The sequence below is a fragment of the Coprococcus sp. AF102-57 genome, from assembly GCF_027686195.1.
GTDB lineage: Bacteria > Bacillota > Clostridia > Lachnospirales > Lachnospiraceae > Allocoprococcus > Allocoprococcus comes.
On the sequence record NZ_JAQCSY010000006.1, the window covers coordinates 145,657 to 160,095 of the forward strand.

The 14,439-nt window shown below is 44.7% G+C and carries 17 protein-coding genes; 10 read left to right on the forward strand and 7 right to left on the reverse strand.

Going from position 1 to position 14,439, the window contains the following annotated elements; all coding sequences use genetic code 11:
- Nucleotides 1-48: 48 nt before the first annotated feature.
- From PGZ10_RS05880 to PGZ10_RS05905, 6 genes are all read right to left on the reverse strand, one after another.
- Complete coding sequence (locus tag PGZ10_RS05880; protein WP_270540929.1) at nucleotides 49-735, reverse strand: hypothetical protein; 687 nt, start codon at nucleotides 733-735, stop codon at nucleotides 49-51.
- 16 nt (nucleotides 736-751) lie between these two features.
- Nucleotides 752-2,869, reverse strand: a complete 2,118-nt coding sequence (locus PGZ10_RS05885) for a vWA domain-containing protein (RefSeq protein ID WP_270540931.1) — start codon at nucleotides 2,867-2,869, stop codon at nucleotides 752-754.
- The gene (locus PGZ10_RS05890) at nucleotides 2,866-3,132 is read right to left on the reverse strand and encodes a helix-turn-helix domain-containing protein (RefSeq protein ID WP_005333471.1); all 267 of its coding nucleotides are present in this window, start codon (nucleotides 3,130-3,132) and stop codon (nucleotides 2,866-2,868) included. The genes PGZ10_RS05885 and PGZ10_RS05890 overlap by 4 nt, the downstream gene beginning before the upstream one ends.
- A gap of 9 nt (nucleotides 3,133-3,141) precedes the next feature.
- On the reverse strand, nucleotides 3,142-4,953 hold the full coding sequence (locus tag PGZ10_RS05895) for an AAA family ATPase (RefSeq protein ID WP_005333473.1): 1,812 nt from the start codon (nucleotides 4,951-4,953) through the stop codon (nucleotides 3,142-3,144).
- Nucleotides 4,954-4,969: 16 nt separating this feature from the next.
- A complete protein-coding gene (locus tag PGZ10_RS05900; RefSeq protein WP_022415111.1) occupies nucleotides 4,970-5,746 on the reverse strand; it encodes a hypothetical protein in 777 nt (258 codons plus the stop codon).
- Nucleotides 5,747-5,887: 141 nt separating this feature from the next.
- Nucleotides 5,888-6,589, reverse strand: coding sequence for a single-stranded DNA-binding protein (locus tag PGZ10_RS05905; protein WP_270540933.1), 702 nt, complete (start codon nucleotides 6,587-6,589; stop codon nucleotides 5,888-5,890).
- 325 nt (nucleotides 6,590-6,914) lie between these two features.
- On the opposite strand from PGZ10_RS05905, the gene PGZ10_RS05910 reads away from it, so the two are divergent.
- From PGZ10_RS05910 to PGZ10_RS05955, 10 genes are all read left to right on the forward strand, one after another.
- Nucleotides 6,915-7,613, forward strand: a complete 699-nt coding sequence (locus PGZ10_RS05910) for a response regulator transcription factor (RefSeq protein WP_005333481.1) — start codon at nucleotides 6,915-6,917, stop codon at nucleotides 7,611-7,613.
- Nucleotides 7,614-7,690: 77 nt separating this feature from the next.
- Entirely contained in the window at nucleotides 7,691-8,617 is a 927-nt protein-coding gene (locus PGZ10_RS05915) for an ABC transporter ATP-binding protein (protein ID WP_008373911.1), read from the forward strand.
- Complete coding sequence (locus PGZ10_RS05920) at nucleotides 8,610-9,461, forward strand: ABC transporter permease (protein WP_008373910.1); 852 nt, start codon at nucleotides 8,610-8,612, stop codon at nucleotides 9,459-9,461. Before PGZ10_RS05915 ends, PGZ10_RS05920 begins: the two co-directional genes overlap by 8 nt.
- Nucleotides 9,462-10,358 (forward strand): sensor histidine kinase, encoded by an 897-nt coding sequence (locus PGZ10_RS05925; protein WP_005333486.1) that lies wholly within the window; start codon nucleotides 9,462-9,464, stop codon nucleotides 10,356-10,358.
- Between the two features lie 121 nt (nucleotides 10,359-10,479).
- Nucleotides 10,480-10,770 carry a hypothetical protein gene (locus tag PGZ10_RS05930; protein WP_022415108.1) on the forward strand — a complete coding sequence of 97 codons (291 nt, stop codon included), beginning with the start codon at nucleotides 10,480-10,482 and terminating at the stop codon, nucleotides 10,768-10,770.
- 3 nt (nucleotides 10,771-10,773) lie between these two features.
- Nucleotides 10,774-11,106 (forward strand): hypothetical protein, encoded by a 333-nt coding sequence (locus PGZ10_RS05935; RefSeq protein WP_005333489.1) that lies wholly within the window; start codon nucleotides 10,774-10,776, stop codon nucleotides 11,104-11,106.
- Between the two features lie 229 nt (nucleotides 11,107-11,335).
- A complete protein-coding gene (locus tag PGZ10_RS05940; RefSeq protein ID WP_005333491.1) occupies nucleotides 11,336-11,770 on the forward strand; it encodes a hypothetical protein in 435 nt (144 codons plus the stop codon).
- 3 nt (nucleotides 11,771-11,773) lie between these two features.
- Nucleotides 11,774-12,133, forward strand: coding sequence for a YccF domain-containing protein (locus PGZ10_RS05945; RefSeq protein ID WP_005333494.1), 360 nt, complete (start codon nucleotides 11,774-11,776; stop codon nucleotides 12,131-12,133).
- A 1-nt stretch (nucleotide 12,134) separates the two neighbouring features.
- Complete coding sequence (locus PGZ10_RS05950) at nucleotides 12,135-12,971, forward strand: EcsC family protein (protein WP_005333496.1); 837 nt, start codon at nucleotides 12,135-12,137, stop codon at nucleotides 12,969-12,971.
- Entirely contained in the window at nucleotides 12,928-13,260 is a 333-nt protein-coding gene (locus PGZ10_RS05955; RefSeq protein WP_005333498.1) for a DUF5301 domain-containing protein, read from the forward strand. The genes PGZ10_RS05950 and PGZ10_RS05955 overlap by 44 nt, the downstream gene beginning before the upstream one ends.
- Nucleotides 13,261-13,504: 244 nt before the next feature.
- On the opposite strand, the gene PGZ10_RS05960 is transcribed toward PGZ10_RS05955, so the two are convergent.
- On the reverse strand, nucleotides 13,505-14,439 hold a 935-nt coding region (locus PGZ10_RS05960; RefSeq protein WP_270540935.1), incomplete at its 5' end, for an IS3 family transposase.

Consider the following 14,439-nt stretch of genomic DNA (forward strand, 5'->3'; position numbering starts at 1 on the left):
TTCTTAAAAAGAGGAGAAGCAGTAAAGTACCGCTTCTCTTCTGAAAATTTAGGCAGCGTAAGGCGGAGCCTGTGCTGTCTGTTGCATTTGACTGTTCTGCTGGTCTGCCAGCATCCGTTTTCCGTTATTGATCAGTGATGCAGCAATCACCGTTTCCCAGTTGGAAATATAGGAATCCGTCCGCTTCAGAAGCGTGAACAGATCCATGTCGGTAAGCTGGATGGCTGTCGTCTTTTCGGACTGGAAGCTGCGTGGCTGCATGTAGGAACCACCGTTCTTATTCTGTGCTTTGATGCCTTTCCCATTTGCAATCTGGATTTTCCATGGGCTTTTCATAGGCTGCCCTTTGGAATCATAGGGATGTCTGGAGATATAAAACATCTGGGCTGTGGAATAACCGTTCTGATCGGGATTGCCGTAGATCTTGCTCTGGCTCCATTCAAATTCCTGAAAACCGGAAGTGATCCGGGTTAAGAGGAACTGGATCTGTTCCGGTGCCAGGTTGAAACGGGTGATGATATTCCGGTCTCCGGTACCGTTGGAATAATCCTGAATGGTGATGCAGATTAAAGAATGTACTTTATGCCCGTTTTCCTGATATTCCCCTTTGGCATGTAGCTGTGCATAGTTGCCGAGTGGTGCGTAGCGGAGCCGGTCATAAAAGGCAATGAGTGCCCGGTCATTCTGGATCTTGCAGATCTGGTCGGTAATCCGGTTTTGATAAGTTTCATTCATGAGTATTCACCTTCCTTTATTTGAGATGCTGTTTGACAAGCTGTGCCATATTCTTTGGAAGCTCTTCCAGTTTCGTGATATCCAGGAATCCGTCCTTGTAAATCCTGCGGATATTTTCCTTATCGTCACCAATGGCAGCCGCAAACAGGATGACATCCCGTTTTTCGTATTCTTTCTTGATGCCCCGCAGATCTGCCTCTGCTTCCGTTCCGCTGTAGCCGTAATCGGCTGGCTGACCGTCAGAAATCAGGATCAGCAGCTTCTGAAGCTCCGGGCGTGTGCACAAATGCTCTGCTACGAAGCGGAGAGCTGCGCCGTCCCGGTTCCCGTTGCGGTCGCACATATCCATCAGCCGGTAACAGTCCTCATTGTCCACAGAATCAAATTCTGCATAGGAGTAAAGAGCAACGCCGCCTGCATCCGTGGAATGCCCGTAAATGGTGATAGGGATACCGAGGCTTTTACAGAAATCATAAAGGACAATGGCAGTCTTTCTTGCATGTGTCATCCGGTCACCCCAACCCATCGAACCACTCTCGTCAATCAGGAGGGCAACAGCCAGACGTTTTTCCTCTCCTGGAAGTCTGGTTCTGGTAAAGATGGTTCCGTCTGTCTTATAGAGAGCATGGGAGTCCAGACGTTTTCCAAACAGGAGATTCTTCTGCTTTCCGCCTTGCTGTTCTTCTTTCAAAAGCGGCAGGATGGTGCTTTGCAGCTTTTTGGAAGCCCGCAGGAGCGGGGGAGCAACTGTCTGGTATTCATTCTTCAGGTAATCGGAAACACTGGTCAGGCGATGGATGGTAACATGGATGCCTGCATGGGCATTGCCGTAATGAATATCATTGGCTGTTTTCTGCAGTTCCTCGGTCAGTTCCGTCTGACAGTCTTCCTGCACCTTTTCTGCAGCCACATCGTTCAAGATCCGGAACAGATCCTCTGCAGCATGCTCATAGCCGCTGCCCTGATACTGACTGACATAAGTGACGCCGGGGTTGTTTTCATCCAGAATGGTATTGGTCTTTGTAAGAGCGATGCGCCCGCCTTCTTCCGAAAGCACCTGTTTGGCTTCCTCTATAGCATCCTCTTTGGTACGTGAACCGGAAGGAGCATTGCCCTCATCATTCCCGCTTCCTTTTGGGGAAGCTGGTTTGATATTCTTTGGAATGGCACCGCTTTTTCCGGTCGGAAGAGGAGCGCCGCTGCTGACTTCATCCCCTAGAAGATCTTCCAGAGCATCGGCAGCGGAATCCTCGCCATGCATTTCCAATTCCTCCCGTGTTTTTTCGATGAGCGGCTGGATATAGTTCCAGGTCAGGGCTAAGAGCGCATTGGAAACCAGCATCCGGTCAGTGCCTTTTTCCGATTCCATTGCCGTATCCAGAAGATCGGTACAATCGGAAATGGTATCCAGATAATCCCCCTGATAGCCGGTGGGATTGTTGATGTTTCCGGTCCGGCAATAGGAAAGGATCAGGTTGGCAATGATGGAAAATGGCTGGTATTCTTTGTCAATTTGTTCCTGTATGGAAGGAATCTGTTCGGACATACGCAGGTTATTGAGTTCAATCCCCTGTCGGAAGGTGCCGTGGAATTCCTCACACATACGGTCTTCAATATGGATGTCTTCCAGAATGTTTTGAAAAGTTGCGGCGCATCGTGCCAGTGTCAGGCATCCGGCTTTGTCCTTTTCTTCTAACACTTCTTTGATCTCCTCCAGTGCTGTCTGATAAGCTGGAAGGGATAGCTCCGGCTCCTTCGGATAGAAGGAACCGTTTTCCAGACTCCTCAGATGAACAGCGTGGGCTGTGAAATCAGAATAGAGTAAGTGCCCCACTTCATGCCCGGTGAGCCCTGTCAGGCTCTGGGAACGTAAGAAACGGGTGGGGAAAGACTGGGTGATCGGGTTCGCTGCGTTGAGATGTACCTTATAATTGTCGGTATATGCAACGCCTGCCTGTTCGGAAATGTCCCAGTCCAGCAGTACCTGCAGTCCATACCGGTAACGTCCGGTAACGGCTCTGGCAAGGGAGGTCTGGTACTTCTGATAGGCAGCGGAGAGGAATAACTCCTCATCCGCAATGGAATCCTCTTTTGCCCGGATTAGTTTCTTTAAATTTCTTTGGCTGTGATTCACGTGATATTCTTCCTTTCTTTTCTTAGATTTTTTGTCAGCAGTTCCTCCATCGTGCAGCCGTAATACACAGCAAGGCGAAGGACGGCATAAGCCATCGGGGAGGAGTTTGCATTTTCATAATTCATAATGGTTTTCGGGGGAAGATTTAAGATTCTGGCAACTGCCTTTTGTGATAACTTCGGTGTTTTGGCTTGCCGGAGATAAGACAGATTATCTGCCAGATGCTTTCGGATCTGGGCTTCTGTGAGTGCTGCTTTTCTCATAGGCGTGTCCTACGCAGCAAGCACAGTATCCAGACAGCTTTCTTCCACTTCCGTACGGTTCTCAGCATCGGCAGAGGCAGAGGCAAGCACCGTGTAACGGGCCGCTTCCCGGATATCCCCGCAGACCATGTAGGACTGCACCCAGGAAATCAGCTCCCTCATGCCACAGCAGCCATCTGTAATGAGATTTTCCCGGCAGTAGACAGCCATGGATTTGACAATGCGTGTCATCAGACGTACCGTTTTTGCATCCTTGCATCCGGTAACAGCCATGGCACGTTCTACCTGTGTATCCTCATCCGGTTCATCCAGATCAATCACAAGGTTCATTCGGGAAATGACAGACTGGTTCATCTGTTTACAGCCTGCATAGTCATTGTTTGTGGTGATTACGATGGTCGTATCCGGATGACGGTGGATGGTTTCTCCGTTTGGAAGATATACGCTGTTACAGCGGTCTAAAAGGGAGTTAAGTCCAACCAGTACACCGGGATTAGCAATGACCGTAGGCTCCTGTATCTCAAGAATATACCCATAGCGGATGGCTTCGACTAGAGGCGTATCCACATACTGGAAGTTCTGTCCGGAGGTGTGTTCCTTATAATAGCTGTGCATTTCATCAAAAATCGTATCGATCAGCTTCTGGTAGGTGTCCTCGGCAGAAATTTCTTCATCATAGTTTCCGGTCAGCTTCTGATAGGCACCGGAGGGATCTAACTGGATTTCCTGAAAAGACGGGTACTGCCGCTGAAGCCGGGTGCGTTTTCCGTCCACATCCGGAAGAATCTGACCTAAAAGGTCGAATACCTCTGTATTTGCGGAACAGGTAATGCAGCGGTAAGGAAGGTGAAGTGCGGAAGCAATGGCTTTGGCTCCTTCGGTCTTTCCGGTACCTGCCGGTCCCCGTAAAAGAAAATTCCGCATCGGCTGTGTGGTATCCGTTGTCAGTTTTGCGTGTTCGCAGATCCGTTTGATTTCCGGAGGGATGATGTACCACTCTGCCAATGTCGGAACAGATACCTCCTCTTCCGGAGACAGCCTTCGGGATGCGGTCAGGATAAATTTCCCAACAAAATCATCTCTGGAAATGGCTGCCTGTGCTTTCTTAAATCCACTTCCTGGACGTAACACCTGAAAGTCTCCATGGAGCACTTCGGTTGGTGCATAGACCCCCTTCTGGATATTTAACGGTTTGATCAGCGACAATACGCCGTTTGCCGGAAGGTCAATCTTAACACCACCGGTCGGGAGACCTGATGCATAGCGGGTTCTCCGGTAAATGTTGTCGCAGAGAACGGCTGCTGTTTCCGCAGCGGCGTCCAGATCGGGATAACCGTTGTCCCGGTGCGCTTTTAATTCCTGATACTTTTCATTACACTCTTCATCTGCCAGAAAAACCGGCATCAGTGCGAACAGCAGAGCCGCACCGGACTGTTTGGAGTCTTTAAATTCGTATTTTTCCGGTGTGCTTTCCACATCCGGCGGAGGAGTATAGCAGCCTCCGTAAAACTTTCCGTTTAGCTGGTTGTAGACAACCACCTGAAGATCACCGGTTTTGCTCGGATATTCCGCCACAACAAAATTGTTGGATTGGGTACCGACCGCCCCAAGCTTTTCCGGCGGGGTACTGCCAACCGGGTTTTCCAGCTCCAGATAAGCAAGGACTGCCCGCAGGGTAGCTGCATGAAGCGTGGATTTTTTCCGTGGCTGAGTACAGTATTTGGATGCAATGTCATCAAAGATTGCATGGTCCGTATAATCCTCAAATGGTTCCGGGAGTTTGCGTTTGAACCCCCAGGTTGCTACGATGTTATTTGCCATGATTCGTTCCTCCTTCTTATGAGATCCAGGACAGTTCCAGTGCCTGCTCGGTCTCTTCTGTGGTCAATTCATCTTCAGTAAAAATCTCCGTCAATTCGCCCCAGTAATCTTTGGGCGGGAAATGTTCCAGCTTTCCCCGGACTTCCGGTTCAGTGCCGTTCAGAATATAGACATCTCCCTGCTCGTTGATAAACAGCTTTTCATAGCCCCTTGCCTGTAAGTCACCGACCAATTCCATCAGTAGCGGTTTCCCAATCAGGGAATACCATGATTTGGGATTAACGGCTGGTCTGGAATCCGGATTTCCTTCTGACGGTTCCTTTTTATGTAAGGATTCAATGGTCATCATCTGAAGCGTCAGACTGCCACGGGCATCCATGAGAATTTCCGCAAAATTATAACTTCCGGTATTCCGTGTGCGAATCCGTAATGGTTCCCCATCCAGTATCTGGGAGAGCGGTGGTTCTTTCACAAAATCCCATGTGGCATCCGGGAAGGCTTCCTTGAGCTTTCCGGTAATCTGGAATTTGATCTGTCTCCAGAGAATGGTTTCCAGATCAGGTGTTCCTTCCAGATGACGAGTTCTTTCTGGGCGTTTTCGTAGCTTATGCTCCCTGTTTTTCAGGCGTTCCGTGAAAAGCGGGAGAAGATAACTGAACAGCGTGACTCCGATACCGATCAGGGCAATGCCTGCAATCAGAAGCCGGTTGGCATCCTGTGGTACGAAAAGTGCTGCAAGAAACAGTACAAGCACGACAAACTGTAAGAATTTTTTTCGATTTGATTTTTTCATGAGCTGATTCCTTTCTGATTCATGATTCTTAGACAAGCCCGGAAGCTGGATGGGAAATCGCCGCTTCCGGACATGAAAAAGAGGAACTGCATCATCACAAAGATGATAAATGCAATTCCTCAACATAGGGTTCCTTGAGAGTTAATAGGGCAACTGGGATGCCATCTGTTCCGGCACATTTTGAAAGCCGTCAGTTGGCTGACTGCCCGGCATACCTCCGTAATTTGGCATTTCGGTATAACTGCCCTGCGGCGGGTAGCTGCTCTGTGGCTGACCGGTTCCGTTTGGCGGAGCCTGATACTGTCCGCCATTTGCAGGAGGCGTGTAGGCACCGTTAGCAGGAGCCATTCCCTGCTGTGGATAGCCGCCAGGCATTGCCTGATTCTGGTAGCTGCCATTGGGATTTCCCTGCATTGGGTAGCTGCCATTGCCGGCTGCACCGGGCGTTGCCGCACCACCATTCGGCTGGCTGTTCTGGTTTGCACCCGGATGTCCGGTATTGCTGTCAGAACGGTTGGATGGTACAAAGTGCCAGTCCTTGACATTGATCCTCGGACCGGCATTTGCCTGCCCCGCATTCTTTCCTTTCTGATAAATGAACGGATGAAGCTCCAGATCACCATAGATCATCAGCCCGGTTCCTTTCTTTACGCCTGCTTTTGCTAAGCGTTCTGCAAGGAACTTGTTAAAATAGCACTGATAGTAAATGGTTTCTTCCTTTCCATCCTGGCCTCGCTGTGAAACTGCAATGTCCAGAGAAACATATTCCGTACCGGAATTTTTTCCTTGCTGCATCTCAGGATCTCTTGTGGCCCTCCCTAAAATTGTTAAAATTGCTGACATAAAAATTCTCCTTTCTGCCTCTTTGGGCGTTAAAATAGATTAAAATAAAAAAAGTGCCATTATAGCACCGTATAAAACGGCAGTATAATGACACGATTTTCCAAACTTAAACTGCATATGCTTCTGGATGAATGGTCCAGACTCCCATGACGGGACAGCACAAAAACTTAAATACAAGATTATATTAACACAAGATATAGCATATGTCAAAAGAATTAGAACTATATATAGCATATGTAGACGAGGTGGAAGGATAATATCAAAAGAATTTTGGACATAGTTATAAAAGTGCAATATAATATTGTTTAAATCGGAAAATGGAAGGATGAGAAAAATGGAGCAGAAAAACAGAATTCTGATTGTAGAAGACGATACGGATATCAATAATCTTTTATATACGGCATTACAGAAAGCAGGGTATGAGACGGTACAGGCTTTTTCCGGGACGGAAGCGAGGATGCTGTTCCAGATGGATAAGGCGGGCTTTTCTTTGATTCTATTGGATCTGATGCTTCCGGGAATTTCAGGAGAAGAGGTGCTTGCCCAGATTCGGAAACAGGGCAATACGCCGGTTATTGTCCTGACAGCCAAAGACGGATTGGATGAAAAAATCGGGCTTCTTACCAGTGGGGCAGATGATTACATTACAAAACCGTTTGAGATACAGGAGGTGCTTGCCCGGATTCAGGTTCAGCTCCGCCATATGCAGCAGGAGCCGGAACATAAAAGCGTGTCATATAAAAACCTGGAACTGGACCGTGAGCGCTTTGAAGTCCGGATTGCCGGAGTGCTGCTTCCCAAAATTACAAAGCAGGAATTTGCAATTCTGGAGCTTTTACTGGAGCATCCGAAACAGGTCTTCAGCAAAGAAGAGATTTTTGAATATGCGTGGGATGAACACTATATGGGAGAGACAAAGACACTGGATGTACATATCAGCAATATCCGGAAAAAGATAAAAGCAGTAACGCAGGAGGAATATATTGATACCGTATGGGGAATCGGCTACCGTCTGCATTCTTAATCTTTACTCTTTTTTTACTATTTATTTGCGTTTGATTAGGATTTATCCGATATGATAACAGCAGATAAGAAAAGGAGATGAAAGCATTGAGTGAATTGTTATTAAGTACAAATGGATTGACGAAGCAGTATGGTCATCATAAGGCAGTGGATAAAGTAAACCTTCACATAAAAAAGGGTGCTATCTATGGATTTATCGGACGGAACGGTGCGGGAAAGACGACTTGCCTGAAGATGATCAGTGGACTTGCAAGACCGACAGCCGGAGAGATTGAGATGTTCGGGTGTAAAGGAAAAGAACTGGAGAGGATTCGTTCTCGTGTGGGGTGTCTGATTGAAGCACCGGGGCTGTATGGCAACATGAATGCATATACAAACCTGAAAATAAAATGTGAATTGTTTGGTATTCGGAAAAAGGGATACATCGAAGATATCTTAGAGACGGTCGGACTGGAAGGTGTCGGAAAGAAAAAAACGAAACATTTTTCCCTTGGAATGAAGCAGCGTCTCGGAATCGGGCTGGCACTGGTCGGGGAGCCGGATCTCCTGGTCCTTGATGAACCGATCAATGGGCTTGATCCCCAGGGAATTGCAGAGGTGCGTGATACCATACAGAGACTGCGAGATGAACGGAATATGACGATTTTGATATCCAGTCATATTTTAGAGGAATTATCTAAGATTGCAACGGATTATGGAATTATCCATAATGGAAGTCTTCTGCAGGAGCTGACAAGCGAAGAACTGATGAAACGCTGCAGTGAACGGATTGAAATAGAGTTAATCCATCCGGAGCAGGCAGTCCCGATTCTGGACAGAATGGGATTTACCAACTATCAGGTTACAGATAAGAGCCATATCCATATATTTGAACGATTGAATGAAAGCGCCAATGTCAATATGGAACTGGCAAAAGCAGGAATTTTGGTCAATGGAATTTCCATTACCAGTGAAGAACTGGAAACCTATTTCTTGAATCTGACAGGAGGGAATCAAAATGCTTAATATGATAAAAATGGATCTGTACCGGATGGTCCGGACAAAAAGTATGTATGTGGTATGGATTGTGATGGCGGCAGCTATATTCTTCTCCACATCCATGTCGAAACTGGATATTGATACGATGAACAAGGAAGCGGAACAACAGCAGACAGAAAGCATTGCAGAAACAGTGAAACCAGAAACCATCAATATGGGAATGTCCGTATTCCTGCCGACACAGCCGGGAGAAAAAGTAACGGTCTTTGATCAGGTATATGCAAACCTGCAGGCGAAGTTTGTGGCGTTGTTTCTGGTGATTTTTACAGTGCTGTTTTCCAGTGCAGATATAGGAAGCGGTTATATTAAAAATATCGGCGGGCAGGTAAGGAGCCGGAGAAACCTGATCTTTTCCAAAGCTTCCGTGTTGTTTGTGTATACGACTGTTACCATGCTGCTTTATTTCATCATTCAGATTATTGCACAGCAGATGTACTTCGGATATCTGGAGTGGGGGAATGGAAGCGAGTTGCTGAGATACTTTGGTATTCAGATTTTGCTTCATTATGCACTGGTACTAATCAGTATGGCGATTGCGGTGGTTTTGAACAGCAACGTGTTCAGCATGACGATTGTTATCTGCCTGTGCATGAATACCATGATTGTCTTATACGGAGTGATCAATCATTTGATCCAGAAGGCAGGTGTGGAGAATTTCCAGATTTTGAAATATACAGTGACAGGAAAGATTGCACTTTTATCCATGTCACCGACCAATAAGGAATGCCTGACGGCAGTTGTGATTGCGGCGGCGTTCGGAATCGTGGTTACATTACTGACAGCATGGGTATTCAGAAAGAGAGATATCTAAATGATAAAACTAGGGTTCGTGCTATTGATAGCAGTGATACTGGTACAAGGAATGTTATTTTGGAAATACCAGCGGCAGGTGAAAGACATCTGCCGCCAGTTGTCGTTTCTGATGAAGCACGACAGCAACATGCTGATTACCAGAGAAATGGATTTTGGAGGCATTGGTGAGTTGGCAGATGTTTTAAACGAATGGCTGGAACTGAAGCGAAGGGAAAAGAAGGAATACTTGAAGAAAGAGGAGATGATTTCGGATACATATACAAATCTCTCACATGATATCCGTACTCCTTTGACATCCCTTGACGGATATTTTCAGTTAATGGAAACCTGTGAAGACCAGGAAGAGCAGAGACGGTATATGAAGATCATACAGGAGAGAATCGGCAGCCTGAAAGAAATGCTGGAAGAATTATTTACTTTTACAAAACTTAAAAACGATTCTTTTCATCTGGAAATGTCATCCTGCTGTATCAACAAGATTTTGAAAGATACCATATTTTCCTACTACGATGAATGGACGGGCAGAGGAATTGAACCGGAGATACAGATTACAGATAAACTGCTGTTTATGAACGGAAATGAACAGGGAATCCAGAGAATTTTTCAGAATATCATAAAAAACGGACTGGATCACGGGGAGAAGAAAATCAGTATTTCACTGGAAGAAGTTGAAAACAACATCCGGATACAGATAAAAAATCAAGTATGTCATGTGGAAAAAATAAATGTAGATCAGGTGTTTGAACGGTTTTATAAAGCGGATGAAGCACGCAGTAAGACTTCCAGCGGTCTCGGCTTATCAATTGCGAAAGAGCTGGTACTTCGTATGGATGGGAAAATCAGCGCCCGGATAGAAGGGAATGAGTTCTGTGTGGAGATTGTGTTTCCAAAATAAAAGGAAAAATTTATATTAAAGCAAGTGAAAATGGGGAATGACTTTATATAGGTTTCATGGTAGAATTACAGTAGAAAGAGAAGAGTCACTCAGTCATTTGTTGTATGAAAGGATGAGTATAATGTATAAAGTAGAACTTAAATTTGATACAAGCAAGCTCGCTCCGGAAACGGTAAATCAGATGTGTGAACAGGCAGATCAGATTTTTGAGCAGGAGGATTTAAGCTGTGCAGTCAAAGCCCTTGGAAGCAGGATTTATCTTGACCGGGGACGCAAGCAGGACTATGGAAGATTCTGGGCAGCAATCTTTCAGTTGAAAAACTCCGTAGGAATTGCAGAGAATTTGTTAGAGTGTTTCTGGTATAACGGAACAGAAAAGGAGAACCTGATTACAGACTTTATAAGGAACTAACAGATGGACAGCTTACAGAGGAAAGGCATCAATTTTGACCTGAATACACAAGCACTAAAGGAATATTATCCGAAAGGTGACTGGCATAATGCATATGCGGATGTAAGGGACTTTTTTGAAGCAAACGGATTTGAGCATATTCAGGGATCGGGATATCATTCGGTGGAAGCAATGTCAGAAGCAAAAGCCATGGCAGTTATTTATCAGATGACAAAAGAATTTCCATGGCTCAATTATTGTGTGAATGTGTGTACCATATCAGATGTACCGGAACTGTTTGATATCTCGCATGTATTTGCCAGAGAAGCGGAACGGTTGGAAAAGAAAAATGCATGATTTGACAAATTATTTCCAATATGTTATATTCATCTCAAGCAAAAAAGGGAGTAGCTGAACGCCTTGAAAGAGGTGGTTTTGTAACCGACAACCGGTATCGAGAGATACCCGTAGCAAATGAGATAGCAAGACTTTTATTGTGGCAGAGGTCATGATAGGAGTCTTTTTTTATTATGAAATATAGAAAATCTGCCGCAATAGTCTGCTAAAAAGAAAGAGAGGATAAACGATGAGTAACGAAATGATGAAACGGGAAATGCAGGAAGCAGTACAGGCAGGGGAGCGGGCGCTTCAGAGCCTTTACGCAGCAAGGGATAAGTTGGGAAGTGCGAGAAACTGGGGCATTTTTGATATGCTTGGAGGAGGCTTTATCAGTGACTTTGTGAAGCATTCTAAAATGAATGACGCAGCTGCGTTGATGGAACAGGCGAAAAGCGATATTCAGCGTTTTCAGAGAGAATTAAGAGATGTGCAGGTTTCCTTGGATCTGCGCATGGAAATCGGCAGCTTCCTTTCCTTTGCGGATTTCTTTCTGGACGGGCTGGTGGCAGATTATATGGTGCAGAGCAAGATTGCAGATGCAAGAGAACAGGTGGATGATGCCATCAACCGGATAGAAAAGATACTTGCTGATGTGAAAAATCGGATGAATGGGGAGGTGTAGCATATGGGATGCCTGGGAAATGTGTTGTGGTTTGTGTTTGGCGGCGCAGTCAGTGGGCTGAGCTGGTGTCTGGCAGGTTGTCTCTGGTGTATTACCGTTGTGGGGATTCCGGTGGGGATGCAGTGTTTTAAATTTGCGGCGCTTAGTTTTTTCCCCTTTGGAAAAGAGGTGCAGTATGGTGGCGGAGCTGGTTCGTTCCTTTTGAATATCATCTGGCTGATTGTATCCGGTCTGCCTCTTGCACTGGAGCATCTGGCGTTGGGTACAGCTTTATGTGTGACGATTATCGGAATCCCGTTTGGTTTACAGCAGTTTAAACTGGCGAAACTGGCATTGATGCCGTTTGGTGCGGAGGTGTATTAAGATGCGATTATTTGATAAAAGGACACCGCTTCAGAAGGAGTGGGAAAAGCTGGAAGTACAGGAGCAGAGATTCCTTCAGAAGCGTTCAGAGAAAAGGGAGAGCATTCTGAATCAGAAACTGGAGGAAAAGATACCGCCGAAACTTCAGAAAACATTGGATACCGCTTTTGCGAAGGCATTTGCTCTGATTTTCGAGAAAGGAACCGGGGTTATTGAAAAGACGTATCAGCGGACAAAACTGGAGCAGGATTATCAGGTGCGGCAGTATATGGCGGATGTAAAGCAGAATTCCAAATCCCTCCGCTCTTTTTCTAAAAAGGCAAGAGATACGGGAACAAAGAATTTACTGCTATCCGGTGTGTCTGGAATCGGGATGGGCGTATTGGGAATCGGTCTGCCGGATATTCCGGTATTTACAGGGATGATTTTAAAGAATATTTATGAGACTGCTCTGCAGTATGGATACAGCTATGAAAGCAGGGAAGAAAAATATTTTATCTTATTATTGATCCGGGGAGCAGTATCCTATGGGGATACACTTTGTGAGATTGACGGGAAAGTAAATGAATTTATCAGAAACGGAATACTGCCGGAAGAGTATCAGGATAAGGAGCAGATCGAACAAACGGCGGGAGCTTTGTCAAAAGAGCTTCTGTATATGAAGTTCTTACAGGGAATTCCGGTGGTTGGTGCTGTAGGCGGAGCTTATGATGCAGTCTACATGAAACGGATCACAGAGTATGCAGAGCTGAAATACCGGCACAGGTATCTGGCGGGGCGGAAAAAGGCAGAGAATGGACAATTATGTAAAAGGTGTAAAAGTTATAGAGATATATGATGCCGCAAATAAGGAATTGCTGGTAAAGTATGATGATAAGCATAATATAGACAAGGTTATTTCTGCTTTAAATATAAAATCATGGAAAGAGACAGAAAAAAGCATAGGTATGAACCCTAAATATACCATAAAATTTTATTGCGATACTACGAACCAAGATGAAGAAAAAGATATAAAAGAAATTACCCTTTATGAAAATGGGGAATATGCTACGATTTTTATTACTTCTCCTGGCGGAGTAAAACAAAACTATAAAACGAGCATTGATATTTCTGAATTGGTTATCTAATAATATTTGTGTAATGAGAATGAAAATCTAATTCTTTCAAGTTTAACTAAGACATTCCCGGAGCAAATGCTCATGGCATTGAAGCGGATACAAACACTATTGTTTGATAGAAATAAGAGAGGTTATTTATAATAAAATGAGCCGCCAGAACTGTAGGGGTGATGCAGTGGTATGCTCCCCGTCAAGAGGACAATAAAAAATAATAAATTTTTGTATCGTCAGCCATGCTATGGCTGGCGATATTTTATGCTGCTTTTGTATATTGCTCATGATATTTCATTGGTGTCATTACATGCAGTTTCCTTTGAAGTCGTTGGTTGTTGTAGTAATCTATGTAATTAGCTATCGCAGTAATCAAAGAGCTTCTGTCATTAAAACGCTGTTTATAATACATTTCTCGTTTTAGAATTCCCCAAAACCCTTCCATTGGTCCATTGTCAATACAGTGGGCAACTCTAGACATACTCTGCTTCATATGATGTTTTTTTAATCTAGTATAAAACTGTGCGCTTGTATATTGAAAGCCTCGATCAGAATGAACTAATGGGTGTGCATCTGGCTCCTGACGAACAGCCTTATCAAACGTGTCCATAACTAATGGATTATCATTATGATCGCTGATTTTAAAGGAAACAATCCTTCTATCATATAAATCTAAAATAGCACTCAGATAAACTTTATGAACTTCTATTCCGTTGTAGTATTTAAATTCAGAAACATCTGTAAGCCACTTTTCATTCGGTTTTTCGGCGTGAAATTCACGGTGTAAATAGTTTTTTGCTATGTGATCAGGATTTCTGTCTCCTCTGGTACAACTCTTAGGTTTCCATTTAATATTTGATTTTATATCGTATTTCCTACAAATACGAAGTACTCGTTTATCATTCACATGAATTCCTTTATGTCCATCTAATTCATCACGAATCCTTCGGTATCCCATATCTGGATGCTGGTTATGAATCCTTTGGATTTCAGTGGATAGTCTTTCATTTCGAAGTTCATTATTACTTTTCGGATATTTTACCCAGCGGTAATACGCAGAACGTGTAACATTAAGATATTTACAAAGTCTATCTATGGGATAATGCTTAGTAGACGATAGTTTTTGGATGGCTTCATATTCGGCTAACCGATGGATTAAAGATAGCGACCCCTCCTTTCCAGTTCTCTGACTTTTTT

Coding starts and splice junctions, on each gene's coding strand:
- PGZ10_RS05880 (WP_270540929.1), bottom strand. CDS start 735: ATGAATGAAACTTATCAAAACCGGATTACCGACCAGATCTGCAAGATC.
- PGZ10_RS05890 (WP_005333471.1), bottom strand. CDS start 3,132: ATGAGAAAAGCAGCACTCACAGAAGCCCAGATCCGAAAGCATCTGGCA.
- PGZ10_RS05895 (WP_005333473.1), bottom strand. CDS start 4,953: ATGGCAAATAACATCGTAGCAACCTGGGGGTTCAAACGCAAACTCCCG.
- PGZ10_RS05900 (WP_022415111.1), bottom strand. CDS start 5,746: ATGAAAAAATCAAATCGAAAAAAATTCTTACAGTTTGTCGTGCTTGTA.
- PGZ10_RS05905 (WP_270540933.1), bottom strand. CDS start 6,589: ATGTCAGCAATTTTAACAATTTTAGGGAGGGCCACAAGAGATCCTGAG.
- PGZ10_RS05910 (WP_005333481.1), top strand. CDS start 6,915: ATGAGAAAAATGGAGCAGAAAAACAGAATTCTGATTGTAGAAGACGAT.
- PGZ10_RS05915 (WP_008373911.1), top strand. CDS start 7,691: ATGAAAGCATTGAGTGAATTGTTATTAAGTACAAATGGATTGACGAAG.
- PGZ10_RS05920 (WP_008373910.1), top strand. CDS start 8,610: ATGCTTAATATGATAAAAATGGATCTGTACCGGATGGTCCGGACAAAA.
- PGZ10_RS05925 (WP_005333486.1), top strand. CDS start 9,462: ATGATAAAACTAGGGTTCGTGCTATTGATAGCAGTGATACTGGTACAA.
- PGZ10_RS05930 (WP_022415108.1), top strand. CDS start 10,480: ATGTATAAAGTAGAACTTAAATTTGATACAAGCAAGCTCGCTCCGGAA.
- PGZ10_RS05935 (WP_005333489.1), top strand. CDS start 10,774: ATGGACAGCTTACAGAGGAAAGGCATCAATTTTGACCTGAATACACAA.
- PGZ10_RS05940 (WP_005333491.1), top strand. CDS start 11,336: ATGAGTAACGAAATGATGAAACGGGAAATGCAGGAAGCAGTACAGGCA.
- PGZ10_RS05945 (WP_005333494.1), top strand. CDS start 11,774: ATGGGATGCCTGGGAAATGTGTTGTGGTTTGTGTTTGGCGGCGCAGTC.
- PGZ10_RS05950 (WP_005333496.1), top strand. CDS start 12,135: ATGCGATTATTTGATAAAAGGACACCGCTTCAGAAGGAGTGGGAAAAG.
- PGZ10_RS05955 (WP_005333498.1), top strand. CDS start 12,928: ATGGACAATTATGTAAAAGGTGTAAAAGTTATAGAGATATATGATGCC.